Source organism: Pseudomonas sp. Z3-8 (assembly GCF_051131975.1).
Classification (GTDB): Bacteria; Pseudomonadota; Gammaproteobacteria; order Pseudomonadales; family Pseudomonadaceae; genus Aquipseudomonas.
Window position 1 is genome coordinate 5238715 of sequence record NZ_CP071643.1, and the last position, 15357, is coordinate 5254071.

12 protein-coding genes and 1 pseudogene are annotated in these 15357 nt (G+C 61.3%); 7 read left to right on the top strand and 6 right to left on the bottom strand.

Annotation, left to right across the window (positions count from 1 at the left end; all coding sequences use genetic code 11):
* Window positions 1-171: 171 nt before the first annotated feature.
* On the bottom strand, window positions 172-1176 hold the full coding sequence (locus J3P94_RS23930) for a 4-hydroxythreonine-4-phosphate dehydrogenase PdxA (protein WP_434569881.1): 1005 nt from the start codon (window positions 1174-1176) through the stop codon (window positions 172-174).
* 420 nt (window positions 1177-1596) lie between these two features.
* Here J3P94_RS23930 and J3P94_RS23935 point away from each other — a divergent pair, with 420 nt between their 5' ends.
* The 6 genes and pseudogenes from J3P94_RS23935 to J3P94_RS23960 all read left to right on the top strand — a co-directional run bounded on the left by J3P94_RS23935 (window position 1597) and on the right by J3P94_RS23960 (window position 7986).
* Window positions 1597-2613 carry a Bug family tripartite tricarboxylate transporter substrate binding protein gene (locus J3P94_RS23935; protein WP_434569882.1) on the top strand — a complete coding sequence of 339 codons (1017 nt, stop codon included), beginning with the start codon at window positions 1597-1599 and terminating at the stop codon, window positions 2611-2613.
* 52 nt (window positions 2614-2665) lie between these two features.
* Complete coding sequence (locus J3P94_RS23940) at window positions 2666-3199, top strand: tripartite tricarboxylate transporter TctB family protein (protein ID WP_434569883.1); 534 nt, start codon at window positions 2666-2668, stop codon at window positions 3197-3199.
* Window positions 3196-4725 (top strand): tripartite tricarboxylate transporter permease, encoded by a 1530-nt coding sequence (locus J3P94_RS23945; RefSeq protein WP_434569884.1) that lies wholly within the window; start codon window positions 3196-3198, stop codon window positions 4723-4725. Before J3P94_RS23940 ends, J3P94_RS23945 begins: the two co-directional genes overlap by 4 nt.
* 69 nt (window positions 4726-4794) lie before the next feature.
* Window positions 4795-5736 (top strand): LysR family transcriptional regulator, encoded by a 942-nt coding sequence (locus J3P94_RS23950; RefSeq protein ID WP_434569885.1) that lies wholly within the window; start codon window positions 4795-4797, stop codon window positions 5734-5736.
* Window positions 5737-6201: 465 nt separating this feature from the next.
* Window positions 6202-7080 (top strand): annotated as a pseudogene (locus tag J3P94_RS23955) (methyl-accepting chemotaxis protein); the annotation flags it as partial.
* A gap of 201 nt (window positions 7081-7281) precedes the next feature.
* Window positions 7282-7986 (top strand): methyl-accepting chemotaxis protein, encoded by a 705-nt coding sequence (locus J3P94_RS23960; protein ID WP_370871140.1) that lies wholly within the window; start codon window positions 7282-7284, stop codon window positions 7984-7986.
* Window positions 7987-8322: 336 nt separating this feature from the next.
* On the opposite strand, the gene J3P94_RS23965 is transcribed toward J3P94_RS23960, so the two are convergent.
* From J3P94_RS23965 to J3P94_RS23980, 4 genes are all read right to left on the bottom strand, one after another.
* The gene (locus tag J3P94_RS23965) at window positions 8323-8691 is read right to left on the bottom strand and encodes a glyoxalase superfamily protein (protein ID WP_434569886.1); all 369 of its coding nucleotides are present in this window, start codon (window positions 8689-8691) and stop codon (window positions 8323-8325) included.
* 124 nt (window positions 8692-8815) lie between these two features.
* Complete coding sequence (locus tag J3P94_RS23970) at window positions 8816-10288, bottom strand: N-acyl-D-amino-acid deacylase family protein (RefSeq protein ID WP_434569887.1); 1473 nt, start codon at window positions 10286-10288, stop codon at window positions 8816-8818.
* Between the two features lies 1 nt (window position 10289).
* On the bottom strand, window positions 10290-11150 hold the full coding sequence (locus J3P94_RS23975; RefSeq protein ID WP_434569888.1) for a MurR/RpiR family transcriptional regulator: 861 nt from the start codon (window positions 11148-11150) through the stop codon (window positions 10290-10292).
* A 24-nt stretch (window positions 11151-11174) separates the two neighbouring features.
* On the bottom strand, window positions 11175-12524 hold the full coding sequence (locus J3P94_RS23980; RefSeq protein ID WP_434569889.1) for a gluconate:H+ symporter: 1350 nt from the start codon (window positions 12522-12524) through the stop codon (window positions 11175-11177).
* A 333-nt stretch (window positions 12525-12857) separates the two neighbouring features.
* Between J3P94_RS23980 and J3P94_RS23985 the strand changes: the two genes are divergently transcribed.
* A complete protein-coding gene (locus J3P94_RS23985) occupies window positions 12858-14303 on the top strand; it encodes a SulP family inorganic anion transporter (RefSeq protein WP_434569890.1) in 1446 nt (481 codons plus the stop codon).
* A gap of 153 nt (window positions 14304-14456) precedes the next feature.
* On the opposite strand, the gene J3P94_RS23990 is transcribed toward J3P94_RS23985, so the two are convergent.
* Window positions 14457-15350, bottom strand: coding sequence for an NAD-dependent epimerase/dehydratase family protein (locus tag J3P94_RS23990; RefSeq protein ID WP_434569891.1), 894 nt, complete (start codon window positions 15348-15350; stop codon window positions 14457-14459).
* Between the last annotated feature and the right edge of the window lie 7 nt (window positions 15351-15357).

Genomic DNA, 15357 nt, shown 5'->3' on the forward strand with positions numbered 1-15357 from the left:
TGAGGTGATAGCACATCCGAGTAAGAGCGCAGATCGGGTTATCAGCCATACACAAACAAATGTGGGAGCGAGCCTGCTCGCGAAAGCGGTGTATCAGCCACTGAAAATGTGTCTGTACTACCGTAATCGCGAGCAGGCTCGCTCCCACAACGGGCCGCATTGCTTTCAGGATCAGTGCCGGTTGCGCCCCATCCGGCATGCGATTTCGAAGGCCTGACGCGTAGCGCCGAGGTTGGCCTTGCCCTGCCCGGCGATATCAAAAGCGGTGCCGTGGGCCGGGGTGGTGATCGGGATCGGCAAGCCGCCCTGCACCGTCACGCCACGGGAGAAACCCATCAACTTGATCGCGATCTGGCCTTGGTCGTGATACATGGTCACGACAGCGTCGAAGGCATTGGCATCGCCCTGGACCTTGAGAAAGATCGTGTCTGCCGGATACGGCCCTTGCGCCGCGATGCCCAGCGCCCGCGCCGAACGTACGGCCGGACCGATGATATCCAGCTCCTCGCGACCGAACGAACCGTTGTCGCCGTTGTGCGGGTTCAAGCCGCAAACACCGATTCGCGGTTGCTCCAGACCATTGCGCTTGAGGGCGGTGTCGATCAGTTGAATCGCTTCCACCACCCGTTGCTCGCTGAGCAGGCCCGGCACCGCGGACAGGGCCACATGGGAGGTCACGCGTGAAGTCCAAAGATTGTCGAGCACGTTGAATTCGCAGAACGGTCCGTGGAAATCCAGCAACTCGGCAAACCAGTGCAGTTCATCGCTGTGGGCCATGCCCGCCATGTGCAGCGAGGTCTTGTTCAGCGGCCCGAACAGGATCGCGTCGGTGGTCCCGGCTTCGGTCAGGCGCAGGGCCTTTTCCAGAGTGTCGAGGCTGTAGCGACCGCCAATCACGCTGGCCTCGCTACGGGGGAACTCGCCGACCGTATCGCCGCGAAAGTCATGGAACAGTGGCGTGTCATCGACGAACTCCAACACATCCAGGGTCTCCACCCGGCGATAAGGAAACTCGCTGCCGGCGATGCGCATGCCGCGACGCATTTCCGCTTCGTCGGCAATCAGAATGACATTGGCCTTGCTGCGTACCTCGGGCTCGGCAAGCAAGCGTGCAATCAATTCCGGGCCAATGCCGGCCGGGTCACCCAGGACCATGGCGATAGTGGTTTTTTTCATGCTTCACTCCTCAAGGGTCCATGCCATGCCCGGTCATGACGCAAAGCTCTCGTCCTGAGCCATGGCATGTACCCCGTTTGTTATTGTTGTGAAATGCCGTCGGCCTGAAGACGTTGCCGAGCACTATCGGAGGCCTGGCGATAACCGTCTAATCAAAACTTGAAATCAGGTGATAGCTTCGGGTTATGGCACCGCGCGCTTTCAGCCTTCGGGTTCTATTTCTGCTTGTTTCAAAAAAAGCCCCAGCCCTCGACTCTGAACGATGTTCACCGCTCCTTCTCGCGAGCTATAACCCCAGGCTATCGGTGTATGTATTGTTTTGACTAGACGCGGCGCCGGCACCTTTCCACACTCAGGCCAGGCTTGCGGCTTCATCGCGCAGACAAGTCACTCATAACAACGACAAAAACGAGGCCCATCATGCGAAATGCATTCGTCCGTCGCACATCGCGTCTTCTTCTAGGCGGCGCCCTGATTGCCGTCGGCGTCCTTCCCGCCCTTGCTCACGCCGCCTGGCAACCGGACAAGAATGTCGAAATCGTCGTCGCCGGCGGCCCGGGTGGCGGAACCGACCAGCTCGGTCGCCTGATCCAGTCGATCATCACCACCCATAAGCTGCTCGACGTCAACACCATTGTCCTCAACAAGGGTGGCGGCAATGGTGCCGAGGCCTTCCTCGACATGAAGATGAACAAGGGCGATGCAGAGAAACTGGTGATCGCCACCAATAACGTTTACCTGTTGCCGCTGGTTTCCAAGCTCGGCTACCAATGGCAGGAACTGACCCCGATTGCCGCCGTGGCCGAAGATGACTTTATCCTCTGGAGCTACAAGGGCGCGCCGTGGAAAGATGCGAAAGGTTTCTACGAAGCGGCCAAGACCGACCCGGCGAAGCTGCGCATGGGGGGCAGCCAGTCCAAGGACGTCGACCAGACCCTCACCCTGCTGCTCAACCAGACCAACAACAGCAAACTGGTGTACATCCCGTTCAAGAGCGGCAGTGAAGCCGCGACCCAACTGGCCGGCAAACACATCGCGGCCAACGTCAACAACCCCAGTGAAAGCATCAGCCAATGGCGCGGTGATCAAGTCGAACCGCTCTGCGTATTCAGCAAGGAGCGCATGAGCTACACCGAGAAAGTCGCCGGGAACAAAAGTTGGGCCGATGTTCCAACCTGCCACGAACAGGGCCTGGGCATCGATCAGTACCGCTTCCCGCGTACGGTGTTCATGCCCGGCGATGTCAGTGCCGAACAACGGGCCTTTTATGTCGAGCTGATGCGCAAAGTCACGCAGACCGATGAGTTCAAGGCCTACGTCAAACAGAACGCGCTGGTGCCGACTTTCCTCGAAGGCGAGCCCCTGACCGCCTACATCGAAAAGGACGTCGCCCGCGTCACCCCGGTGTTCAAGGAAGCCGGCTGGCTGAAAAACTGAAGTTGCCAGGGCCGCTCGCCCTAGGGCGGTCGTCACCTACTGGAGGTGTTTGATGTCCCATTCTTCGGATTCACCGGCGCTGGTCGGTACCCGTTGGGTCGAGCTCGGCCTGACGCTGTTTACTACCCTGCTCGGTGCCGTGGTGATGTTCGGCAGTGTCGAACAAGGCATCGGCTGGGGCGATGCCGGCCCTGAACCGGGTTACTTCCCGTTCTATATCGGCCTGATACTGAGTGCGGCGAGCGTCGCCAACGGCGTGCTGACGGTGGTGCGCTGGCAGGCCCTGAGTGTTGCATTCCTCACCCGCAGTGCGTTCAAGCAAGTGCTATCGGTTTTCCTGCCCATTGCCCTGTTCGTCGGTGCGATGCCCTTCACCGGCATCTACCTCGCGTCGGCCTGCTTCATTGCCTGGTTCATGTGGCGCGACAAGGTCCGCGCCAAGCCTTACGGCAAGTGGATGATCGGTGCGGTTGCCCTCGGTGCGGCGCTCGCCAGCTACCTGATTTTCGCGCTGTGGTTCAAGGTCCCGCTGGATGCCGGCCCAATAGGCGACTGGATTGCCCTGGCCGGGAGAACCTTCAAATGAGCGAGTTCGATTCCCTGTTGCAGGGCATGAACCTGATCCTGACCCCGGGCCACATCGGTCTGATGGTGATCGGCGTTCTGCTGGGCATCCTGGTCGGTGTGTTGCCCGGTCTCGGCGCGCCCAATGGCGTGGCGCTGTTGCTGCCCTTGACCTTCACCATGTCGCCGGTGTCGGCGATCATCCTGCTGTCGTGCATGTATTGGGGCGCGCTGTTTGGCGGCTCGATCACCTCGATCCTGTTCAACATTCCTGGCGAGCCTTCATCGGTGGCGACCACCTTCGATGGTTACCCGATGGCCCGTGAAGGCCGGGCTGCCGAGGCGTTGACCGCCGCGTTCAGCTCGGCGCTGATCGGTGCGTTGTGCGGGGTGTTGTTGCTGACGTTCCTGTCGACAAAAATCGCAGCGTTCGCCATGTCCTTCAGCTCGCCGGAGTTCTTCGCGGTGTACCTGTTGGCGTTCTGCACCTTCATCGGCATGAGCAAGAACCCGCCATTAAAAACCGTGGTCGCGATGATGATTGGCTTCGCCATGGCGGCAGTCGGCATGGACACGGTTTCCGGCAACCTGCGCCTGACGTTCGACCAGCCGATCCTGATGACCGGGATCAGTTTTGAAGTGGCGGTGATCGGCCTGTTCGGCATCGGCGAAATCCTCTGCACGGTCGAGGAAGGCCTGGTGTTTCGTGGCGAACATGCGCGCATCACACCGATGGTGATCTTGCGCACCTGGGCCAGACTGCCGCGTTACTGGTGGACGATCGTGCGCAGCACACTGGTCGGTTGCTGGATGGGCATCACCCCCGGCGGCCCGACGGCGGCATCGTTCATGAGCTACAGCCTGGCGCGACGTTTCTCGAAAAACCGCGACAACTTCGGCAAAGGCGAGATCGAAGGGGTGATCGCCCCGGAAACCGCCGACCACGCTGCCGGTACCAGCGCGCTGCTGCCGATGCTGACGCTGGGCATTCCGGGTTCCGCCACGGCAGCGGTGATGCTCGGTGGCTTGATGATCTGGGGATTGCACCCTGGGCCGACGCTGTTCGTCGAGCAACACGACTTTGTCTGGGGCCTGATCGCCAGCATGTACCTGGGCAATGTGGTCAGCCTGATCGTGGTGTTGGCCACCGTGCCGCTGTTCGCGTCGATCCTGCGCATTCCGTTCTCGATCATCGCGCCGATCATCATCATGGTCTGCGCCATCGGTGCGTACTCGGTGCACAACTCGTTCTTCGACGTGGTACTGATGCTGGGCTTCGGTGCGCTGGGTTACCTGTTCAAGAAACTCGGCTATCCGATTGCGCCGCTGGTGCTGGCAGCCGTCCTGGGGGACAAGGCCGAAGACGCATTCCGTCAGTCGATGCTGTTTTCTGACGGACACCTGGGAATTTTCTGGTCCAACCCATTGGTGGGCAGCCTGACCACCGCCGCGCTGCTGATGCTGTTCTGGCCGCTGATCTCCAAGGCACTGGGCCTGCTGGTGGGCCTGCGTAAACCCCACGTCGCCGAGGCGAAATCATTGCTGTGACTCGGCACTGCTGGTAACGCCTGGCATTTATTGTCAGGCTTGCCACGGACTTTCCAGCGAGCACCGCCCATGACCCGAATTCCTGTTGCCAATGTCATCCATAGTCGACTGCGTCTGCGCCAACTGCGGCTGATGCTGGCATTGCAGGAATTAGGTTCTCTGCGCCGCGCAGCCGACCACATCGGCATGACCCAACCGGCTGCCACCAAAATGCTGCACGAAGCCGAGGACTTGCTCGGCGTCGAGCTGTTCGAACGCCTGCCCCGTGGCATGCGCTCCACCCCATTCGGGGAAACCGTCATTTACTACGCACGTATGGTCTTCGCCGAGCTCAGCGGCATGCGCGAAGAACTGGTGGCACTCGAATCCGGCAACCTCGGCCGGGTGGCAGTCGGCGCCATTCCGGCACTGGCTTCGGGACTGCTGACGCGCACCATCGCGACCCTGAAACAAAGCCATCCCCGCTTGTCCATGAGCATCCAGGTCGACACCAGCGACGTGCTGGTACAAGCGCTGTTGCAGGATCAACTGGACATTGTCCTGGGCCGTATTCCCGCCGGAGCCCGCGCCGAAGAGTTGCTCTTCGATAGCCTCGGGGAAGAAGCGCTGTGTGTCATTTGTGGCGCGCAGAATCCACTGGCGCAGGCGACCCGACTGGGCTGGGCCGAGCTACAGAGCATGACCTGGGTGTTGCAACAACACCCGAGCCCGATGCGCGCAATCATCAACCAGGTGTTTCACAACGCCCGGGTCGATATCCCCAGCAGCATCGTCGAAACCACCTCGATCATGACCTTGCTCTCATTGGTCCAGCAGACCGACATGCTCGGCGTCACCCCGATATCGGTCGTCGAGGATTATCCAGGTCGTGACTTGCTCGCCGTGTTGCCGATCAAGTTCGAAGCCCGGTTGCCACCGTACGGATTGATCACCCGCCGCCATCGCATTCAGTCGTCGGCGATGCAGGCGTTCATGAATTCGGTACGTGCCGAGCATGCGTTATTGAACTGAAAGGCCCGCGTCAGACGGCCGATCAGCCAATCGATGAGGCCAGCCCCTGCATGAACTTTTCTTCACCCCACGTCCTCGCGGGATTCGCTAACATCGCCTCGCTCATTCAAGAAACTAAGGTTTTAGCCCGCTCTCCCGCGGGCTTTTTTTTGCCTGAATTTCAGGCCGAGTCGCCCGCTGTGCCCCCTGCCTTTCCCGATGTGGAAAAAAATCTTACAGATCCCTCCGTTTCCGCCGATAAAGCTCCGTTACACGTTTTTGCTGGCTCTTAACAACAACAATCTTCCAGCCAACCGACGATAAGCAGCACAACGTTCCTGGAGGAATTTGATGAATAGCTGGTTTGGCAACATTAGCGTCAACATGAAATTGGGCCTGGGCTTCGGCCTGGTGCTGGTCCTGACCTGCCTGCTGGCCCTGACCAGCTGGACCAGCCTTGGCGGCCTGATCGACCGCAGCAACTGGATGAGCGACATCACCCAGCTCAACGCCGGCCTGACCAAACTGCGCGTGACTCGCCTGCAATACATGCTGGCCAACGGTGACGAAACCGCTGCACAGAATGTGCAAACCACCCTCGACGGTTTCGTCGCGCAACAGAACGCGCTGCTCAACAGCTTCAAGAGCCCGGAAAACGTCAAGCTGCTCAGAGAGCAGAGCGCGACCATCAGCGCCTATCAGGTGTCGCTGAACAAAATGCGCAGCGCTTACCGCACCGGCAACAGCGCTCGTGATGTCATGGGGGCAAACGCCGAAACGGCCTACAAGCTGATCGAGGCCATCGACGCCGATGTCAAGCAAATGGCCCTCAACGATGAACGCTTCGCCCAGTTCCAGGCCATCACTGAAGCCAAGCAGGCGTTCATGCTCGCGCGCTATGAAGTGCGCGGCTACACCGCCAACCCCAACGCCGATACCGAACGCAAGGCCTTCGCCCAACTGGACGCGGCGATTGCTTCGCTCAAGCCGCTGAACGAATATTTTGCCAGCGTCCATCAGGACGAACTGCGTCAGCTGGAAACCACCCTGGTGCAATACCGCAGCGCCGTGCAGGCCTTCAAATCGGCCACGGCCGACGTGGTGCAGGCGCGCAAGGAAATGACCGACCAGGGCGCGACCATCGTTTCCCTGAGCGAACAGCTGTACCAGATCCAGCTCGACCGTCGCGACGCCGAAAGCGCCCAGGCGCGTACGTTGCAACTGGTCAGCACGTTGCTGGCGTTGTTGGTCGGCATCATTGCCGCCGTCATCATCACCCGCCAGATCACCCGTCCGCTGCGCGAAACCCTGACCGTGGTCGAACGCATCGCCAGTGGCGACCTGTCTCAGGATGTGATCGTCACCCGTCGCGATGAGCTGGGCGTACTGCAACAGGGCATTGCGCGCATGGGCGTGACGCTGCGCGACCTCATCAGCGGCATCCGTGATGGCGTGACTCAGATCGCCAGCGCCGCCGAAGAATTGTCGGCGGTCACCGAACAGACCAGTGCTGGGGTCAACAGCCAAAAAGTCGAGACCGACCAGGTCGCAACCGCCATGCACGAAATGACCGCCACGGTGCAGGAAGTTGCCCGCAACGCCGAAGAAGCCTCCCAGGCAGCGGCCGCCGCCGACGGCGAAGCCCGTGCCGGCGACCAGGTGGTCAGCGAAGCCATTGCCCAGATCGAACGCCTGGCCAGTGAAGTGGTGCGTTCCACCGACGCCATGAGCGTGCTGCAACAGGAAAGCGACAAGATTGGCGCAGTGATGGACGTGATCAAGGCCGTGGCCGAACAGACCAACCTGCTGGCGCTCAACGCCGCCATCGAAGCCGCCCGCGCCGGTGAAGCCGGTCGTGGCTTTGCGGTCGTCGCCGACGAAGTCCGTGGCCTGGCCCAGCGCACCCAGAAATCCACCGAGGAAATCGAAGGCCTGGTGGCCGGCCTGCAGAACGGCACCCAGCAAGTGGCCGCCGTGATGAACAACAGCCGCAACCTCACCGACAGCAGCGTGGCCCTGACCCGCAAGGCCGGCGTATCACTGGAGAACATCACCCGTACGGTGTCGAACATCCAATCGATGAACCAGCAGATCGCCGCCGCCGCCGAGCAGCAAAGCGCCGTGGCCGAAGAGATCAGCCGCAGCATCATCAACGTGCGCGACGTGTCCGAACAGACCGCCGCCGCCAGCGAAGAAACCGCGGCGTCCAGCGTTGAACTGGCGCGGCTGGGCAGTCAATTGCAGCAGATGGTCAGTCATTTCAGGGTTTGACGAAACGCGTTTGCCCGCTTCTTTCAGGAGGCGGGCGGACACTTCACGCACCAGCATTGGTGCGGTGTTGAATTATCGAGTGGGTAAATCCAGCTCAACTCCGCCGATGTCTTGGAACCGACGGTGAATTCGGGTCCCCAATCCCGAAACCATATCTATAGCTTCCGGCTCTTTGTCGGGAGTTGGGCAAACGTTCCTCTTGGAACGCTCGGCATCAGTCTTCAAGTCATACGACTCTTGAGAATCTGGGCGATGATCAGTCATGCGCGCGTTCTCCTTCGCCTTCGCATTGGGGAAACGAGACTAACATGCCGTTGCACTGTTCGACCCTGCCTGTTACACACTGATCGCATTGGTAAACACCAGCCGATTCCCGAACGGATCACTGATGGTCATGTCCTGGCTACCCCATGGCATGGCCTGGATTTGTGGGTGGGCGTAGCGGTATTGCTTGGCCATCAACTGTTGCTGGAACGCTTCCAGCTCATCGGTCTCGATCCGCAGCGCCGAACCCGGTGTGCAATCGCCGTGGTGTTCGGACAGGTGCAGCACGCAATCACCGCGCGACACTTGCAGGTACAGCGGATAGTCGTCACCAAAGCGATGTTGCCAGTCGACGGTAAAGCCCAGGAAATCGACATAGAACGCCAAGGCCTTGGTTTCATCGAAAATCCGCAGGATCGGGGTGGTCTTACCGAAGCTCATGGGTTGCTCCCTGGCTGAAATGACCCAGTTTAGATGGGTTGACCCCAATGCTTCGGCCTATAAGCCGGCTTCTTTAGTGTCGTAGTGCCATTATTGTGGCGTCAATTAACGTTATATCAGCCGCTTACACACCTTTAAAAGTCCGAAATCCCTGGCGAAGATTGCCTTCCCGCGCCAGGAATCGACCTGCCCGGCAGCCGTTTGCCTGGCCATCGCGATAACTCAGGACGCCGTTGATCCATACGCCATCGATGCCCTCGGCAGCCCGTTGCGGCTGGTTGAAATCGGCGACGTCGCGGACGGTTTGCGGATTGAACAACACCAGGTCGGCCCAATATCCTTCGCGGATTTCACCCCGTTCCTTCAGGCCGAAGCGTGCAGCCGAAAGGCCGGTCATCTTGTGCACGGCGGTGTGTAACGGAAAAAGCCCGATATCTCGACTGAAATGTCCCAGCACCCGTGGGAAAGCGCCCCACAACCGAGGATGGGGAAACGGGTCCTCGGGCAAACCGTCGGAGCCGACCATCGACAACGGGTGCGCGAGGATGCGTCTTACGTCGCTTTCGTCCATGCCGTAGTACACCGCGCCGGCCGGCTGCAGGCGGCGCGCGGCTTCCAGCAATGGGATGCCCCATTCGGCGGCGATGTCGATCAAGTCCCGTCCGCTCACGTGCGGGTGCGGCGTCGACCAGGTGATGGTGATGCGATGGGCATCGGTCACTTGCTTGAGGTCCAGCGTCGAAGAGCTCGCCGCGTAGGGATAACAGTCGCAACCGACGGGATGGCTTCTGGCGGCACTTTCCAACGCCGCGAGCACCTGTGGGCTACGCCCCCAATTACCGGCCCCCGCACATTTGAGGTGGGAAATGATTACCGGGCTCCGGGCATGACGGCCGATCTGGAAGGCCTCGTCCATCGCTTCCAGCACCGGTTCAAATTCGCTGCGCAAGTGGGTGGTGTAGACCGCGCCGAACGCTGCCAACTCTTCGCTCAGTTGCATGACTTCATCGGTCGACGCACAGAACGCGTTGGCGTAGGCCAGCCCGGTGGATAAACCCAGCGCACCGTCCTCCAGGCTTTCGCGCAGTTGCTGACGCATGGCGGCGATTTCTCCGGCGCTGGCGGTGCGCAGCAGATCGTCCAGGTGGTTGCTGCGCAGCGCCGTGTGCCCGACCAGTGCCGCGACATTGACCGCCGGCGTGGCAGCTTCCACCGCCGCACGATAATCAGCGAAACGTGGGTAGGCGAACGCCTGGGCAGTACCGAGGAGGTTCATCGGGTCCGGTGGATCGCCCCGCAGGCTGACGGGCGCAGCGCTGATGCCGCAATTGCCGACGATGACCGTGGTCACGCCCTGGCTGAGTTTGGGCAGCATCTGCGGTTGGCGTATGACCACCGTGTCGTCGTGGGTATGCACGTCGATGAATCCCGGCGCCAATACCCGGCCGGCGGCGTCGACTTCTTCAGCCGCCCGGGCGGCGCCGAGGTCGCCGATGTGCTCGATACGACCGGCGCGTATCGCCACGTCGGCGCTGTAGCCGGGCTTGTCGCTGCCGTCGATGATCAGCGCGTTGCGAATGAGCGTGTCGTAGTGCATGTCAGTCTCCCAGCGGCAGGTCGTCCTCGCCGCCTCGGTAATCGTCCAGGGCGAGCTTGACCCGCCGCAGGCGCTCTTGATTGTCTTGCGGATGGGCCAGCGCCAACTCGGTGGCGAGCACATCGATCGCCAACAGCATGCCGTAGCGCGCCGCCGTGGGTTTGAAGATGAAGGAGGTTTCGGCGCCTTGCAGGGGCAGCACCACATCCGCCAGGTGGGCCAGCGGCGAGTCGGTGCGGGTGATCGCCAGGATCGCTGCACCGTAGCTGCGCGCCAGTTCGACCGCGCCGAGCAGCTCCGGGGTGATACCAGTCAATGAACAGGCAATCACCAGATGCTGATCGCTCAGCGAAGTGGCCGTGATACGCATCATCAGCGGGTCGCGGCAGGCGGCGATCGGGTAGCCGAAACGCACCAGCCGCACCTGCAACTCTTCGCCGCACAGCGCCGACCACCCGCCGAGCCCGAACGCATGGATCATCCGCGCCTTGCCGATCATCCGAACCGCGTCGGCGAAGCGTGACTCTTCGAATGCCGACAGGTGCTGGCGCAGCGTCGATTCGATATCGCCGACGATCTGCCCATAAAACGCCGACTGCTCGGGCGCGCCCGTGGGGTCGAGGAAACGGCTACCGACGCCACTGGCCTGGGCCAGTTGCAGGCGCAGATCGCGCAAATCGCGGCAACCGACAGTCCGGGCAAACCGCGACAGCGTGGCACTGCTGACTTCGGCGCGTTGGGCCAGTTCATCCAGGCTGGCGGAAGCGGCAAATCCTACGTCGTCGAGCATCAGTCGGGCGATTCTTCCTTCGCCTGCACTGAAGAAATCCTGACGGGAGCGGATCTGGTAAAGGATGTCCATGACGGCACCTCTGTTGGAGCGCGGTCAGAGCACGCGCGCAAGCCCGAGGGTCAGGCCGAACGCGACCAGGGAGATCAGCGTTTCGAGCACGGTCCAGGTCTTGAAGGTTTGGGTGACGGTCATATTGAAGTATTCCTTGATCAACCAGAAGCCGCCGTCGTTGACGTGGGAAAAGATCACCGACCCGGCGCCAGTCGCCAGCACCAACAGCTCAGGATGGGGATAACCGAGGCCGATCGCCACGGGCGCGACAATGCCCGAGGCCGTGGTCATTGCCACCGTCGCCGAACCGGTGGCGACGCGCATCAACGCGGCGAACAGCCAGCCCATGACCAACGGCGACAACTGGAACTCCTGGGCCAGCCCCACGATTTGCTGGGTCACGCCAGCGTCCACCAGAATCCGGTTCAAACCACCGCCGGCGCCCACCAGCAAAGTGATGCTGGCCGTCGGCGCCAGGCACTCGTTGGTGAATTTGAGGATCGATTCACGGTTGAAGCCTTGGGCCAGGCCGAGGGTCCAGAAGCTGAGAATGGTCGCCAGGAGCAAGGCGATCACCGAGTTGCCGATAAACAACAGGAACTGATTGAAACCGCTGCCCGGCGTGGAAATCAGGTTGGCCCAGCCACCGATCAACATCAGGACCACCGGCAACAGGATCGTCCCCAACGTGATACCGAACCCCGGCAGGTTGGCACGTGGTTCGCGGTCGAGAAATTGCCGCTCCAATGGGTTCTCGGCCGGCAGCTGAATGCGTGGCACGATGAATCTGGCGTACAGGGGACCGGCGATGATTGCGGTGGGAATGCCGATCAGGATCGCATACAGCAGGGTCTGCCCCACCGAAGCCTGGAATGCCTGCACCGCCAGCATCGCCGCAGGATGCGGTGGCACCAGGGCGTGGACCACCGACAACCCGGCCACCATCGGCAAGCCGACCATCAGGATCGACACGCCGACACGCCGGGCAATCGTGAATGCGATAGGCACCAGCAGCACAAAGCCGACCTCGAAAAACAACGGCAACCCCACCAGGAACGCAATACACACCATCGCCCAATGAGCGTTGCGCTCGCCGAAGCGCTCGATCAGCGTCTGCGCCATCCGCTCCGCGCCGCCGGACTCGGCCATCATCTTGCCGAGCATCGTGCCCAAGGCCACTACCAGCGCAATGTGCCCCAGCGTTTTACCCACACCCGCCTCGTAGGCGCCCACGACGCTGGACGCTGGCATCCCGGCCAGCAGCGCCAGGCCGATGGAAACCAGGGTAATCACGATGAACGGGTTGAGACGGTAGCGCGCGATCAGGACAATCAGCGCAATGATCGCGATCGCCGCGTAGACCAACAGCCAATAACCGAAATCAGGGGCCATGCGTTACTCCTCGAATGGGGTCACGTCGTTGTTTATGAAACTCATAAATCATTTCGAGAATAAATCTACAAACCCGTTGAAAATAATTTTCGCCCACAGACAAAAAATGTCGCGCAGGGACATCGAGACAAGGCGCCGATGAAAATCCACAGCCGAATTTTCATCGCCAGACAGGCCCTTCGTGGCGAGGGAGCTTGCTCCCGCTGGCCTGCAAAGCAGGCCCCCGGAAAGCCAATCGCTGGCCCCAAGGTCCTCGATTCCGTACCATTCCCCCTGCTTTTCGCACCACGTCTTCGGCAGCCGACGCTTCACCGGCGCCCAATCAGGTAAACCATGAAACCAGCTCGTCTTCGCGCCGACGCCCTCGCCGGCCTCACCACCTCTTTCGCCTTGCTCCCGGAATGCATTGCCTTCGCCCTGGTTGCGCATCTGAATCCGCTGATGGGTCTGTATGGCGCCTTCATCATCTGCACGTTGACCGCCCTGTTCGGCGGGCGGCCGGGCATGGTGTCGGGGGCGGCGGGATCGATGGCGGTGGTGATCGTCGCGCTGGTGGTGCAACACGGCGTGCAGTACCTGCTGGCCACGGTGCTGCTGGGCGGATTGATCATGATGGCGTTCGGGCTGCTGCGGCTGGGCAAGCTGGTGCGGATGGTGCCGCACCCGGTGATGCTCGGTTTCGTCAACGGCCTGGCGATCGTCATCGCGTTGGCGCAACTGGAGCACTTCAAGAGCGACGGAACCTGGCTGAGCGGCGCCCCGCTGTACCTGATGGCCGGCCTCGTGGCGTTGACCATGGCCATCGTCTATCTGCTCCCGCGCCTGACCCGTAGCGTACCGCCGGCCCTGGTGGCAATCCTCGGGATTGGCCTGGCGGTCTACTTGCTTGGCCTGCCGACCCGGACGCTGGGCGACATGGCCCACATCGCCGGTGGCTTGCCGGTCCTTACCCTGCCGGATATCCCCTGGAACCTGGAAACCCTGCTGATAATCGCGCCCTATGCGGTGGTCATGGCGATGGTCGGCCTGCTGGAAACGCTGCTGACCCTCAACCTCACCGACGAAATCACTGAGAGCCGTGGTTATCCGGACCGTGAGTGCGTGGCATTGGGCGCGGCAAACATGGCGTCCGGCCTGTTAGGCGGCATGGGCGGTTGCGCCATGATCGGCCAGACGGTGATCAACCTAAGCTCCGGCGGGCGCGGCCGCTTGTCCGGAGTAGTGGCTGGGGTGATGGTGTTGCTGTTCGTGCTGTTCCTGTCGCCATTGATCGAACGCATCCCGCTGGCCGCGCTGGTGGGCGTGATGTTCGTGGTCGCTCAGCAGACCTTTGCCTGGGCCTCGTTGCGGGTCATCAACAAGGTGCCGGCCAATGATGTACTGGTGATCATCGCGGTCACCGTCATCACCGTGTTTACCGACCTGGCCGTCGCGGTGCTCTGCGGGATTATCATCGCGGCACTCAACTTCGCCTGGCAACAGGCCCGGGAGTTGTACGCCGACACGCACCTGGAAGCCGATGGCAGCAAGCTTTATCGGCTGCACGGCACGTTGTTCTTCGCCTCGACCACGCCGTTCCTCAACCAGTTCGACACGGCCAACGACCCCGACCTGGTGACCCTGGACTGCCGCCACTTGAGCTTCGTCGACTACTCGGCCATCGCTGCGTTGATGACCCTGCGCGAGCGCTACAGCAAGGCGGGCAAGCATCTGCGGGTGTTTCATCTGTCCGAGCGTTGCAAGCAGATGCTCAAGCGCGCGGGTGTGCATCACGACTGACGAATGCCAACACAAGACCCTGTGGGAGCGAGCCTGCTCGCGAAGGCGGCCGGTCAGTCGAAGCACATGTTGCGTGGTCTTCCGCATTCGCGAGCAGGCTCGCTCCCACAGGTCCTGGGTTTTACTTATGGATCTCACCAGCTCTGATGTAACTCACACCATCTCATCAAGAATCCAAGCCACCACCGACGTGCGCTTCGGTGTCCACCCCAACAGCTCGCGGGCATTCTTGCCGCGTACGCGGCTGTTGGAACCCAGGCCGTAATTGGCCATTTCATAACCCCACTCGGCTTCGGCATCCGCCAGCGGCCAATCCTGCGGTTCGCCCTGGTTCAGCGCCTGAGCCATCGCGGTGGTCATCCCGATGAACGAAGCTTCACCGCTTTCGACAAAATAGAAGGTGCCAGGCTGGTTGCGGGTCAGGGCCAGGGTGTACAACTCGACCACGTCCTCGATGTGCACATTGGACCAGATGTTCTGCCCCGGTCCGACATGCCGCACCACGCCGCTTTTGCGTGCCTGCTTGAGCAGGCGCGGCAGTTGCACGCTGTCACGCTTGACGCCCAGGCTGTGGCCATAGATCAGCGTGTTGCAGATCACCGCCGAATTCACGCCATGCTTTGCCGCGTCGAGAATCAGGTTGTCGATCGCGACACGGGGCGCCTTGTCGGCGGTAGGTTGCGGCAGGGAGTCTTCGTAGTAGATGTCATCGCTGGCACGACCGCCCGATGCGTCGCCGACGATGCTCGAACCGCTGGTATGCAGCAACACCTTGTTCGAGCCCTTGAGCGCTTCGACCAACGCTTCGGCCGCGCCACGATGATCGCTGCTGGCGGCGTTGATCACCGCATCAGCGGCTCGTGCCTGTTTGATCAGCAGCGCGCTGTCTTCAAGGGTGCCGATAACCGGCGTGATGCCCAGCGCGCTCAACTCGTCGGCTTGTTCGGCGTTGCGCACCAGGCCAGTGACCTGATAGCCGGCCCGCACGAGACCGGTAGCAATGGAACCGCCGATGAAGCCGGCAGCGCCGGTAACAAATACTTTCATGGAATAA

Coding starts and splice junctions, on each gene's coding strand:
- J3P94_RS23930 (WP_434569881.1), bottom strand. CDS start 1,176: ATGAAAAAAACCACTATCGCCATGGTCCTGGGTGACCCGGCCGGCATT.
- J3P94_RS23935 (WP_434569882.1), top strand. CDS start 1,597: ATGCGAAATGCATTCGTCCGTCGCACATCGCGTCTTCTTCTAGGCGGC.
- J3P94_RS23940 (WP_434569883.1), top strand. CDS start 2,666: ATGTCCCATTCTTCGGATTCACCGGCGCTGGTCGGTACCCGTTGGGTC.
- J3P94_RS23945 (WP_434569884.1), top strand. CDS start 3,196: ATGAGCGAGTTCGATTCCCTGTTGCAGGGCATGAACCTGATCCTGACC.
- J3P94_RS23950 (WP_434569885.1), top strand. CDS start 4,795: ATGACCCGAATTCCTGTTGCCAATGTCATCCATAGTCGACTGCGTCTG.
- J3P94_RS23960 (WP_370871140.1), top strand. CDS start 7,282: ATGACCGCCACGGTGCAGGAAGTTGCCCGCAACGCCGAAGAAGCCTCC.
- J3P94_RS23965 (WP_434569886.1), bottom strand. CDS start 8,691: ATGAGCTTCGGTAAGACCACCCCGATCCTGCGGATTTTCGATGAAACC.
- J3P94_RS23970 (WP_434569887.1), bottom strand. CDS start 10,288: ATGCACTACGACACGCTCATTCGCAACGCGCTGATCATCGACGGCAGC.
- J3P94_RS23975 (WP_434569888.1), bottom strand. CDS start 11,150: ATGGACATCCTTTACCAGATCCGCTCCCGTCAGGATTTCTTCAGTGCA.
- J3P94_RS23980 (WP_434569889.1), bottom strand. CDS start 12,524: ATGGCCCCTGATTTCGGTTATTGGCTGTTGGTCTACGCGGCGATCGCG.
- J3P94_RS23985 (WP_434569890.1), top strand. CDS start 12,858: ATGAAACCAGCTCGTCTTCGCGCCGACGCCCTCGCCGGCCTCACCACC.
- J3P94_RS23990 (WP_434569891.1), bottom strand. CDS start 15,350: ATGAAAGTATTTGTTACCGGCGCTGCCGGCTTCATCGGCGGTTCCATT.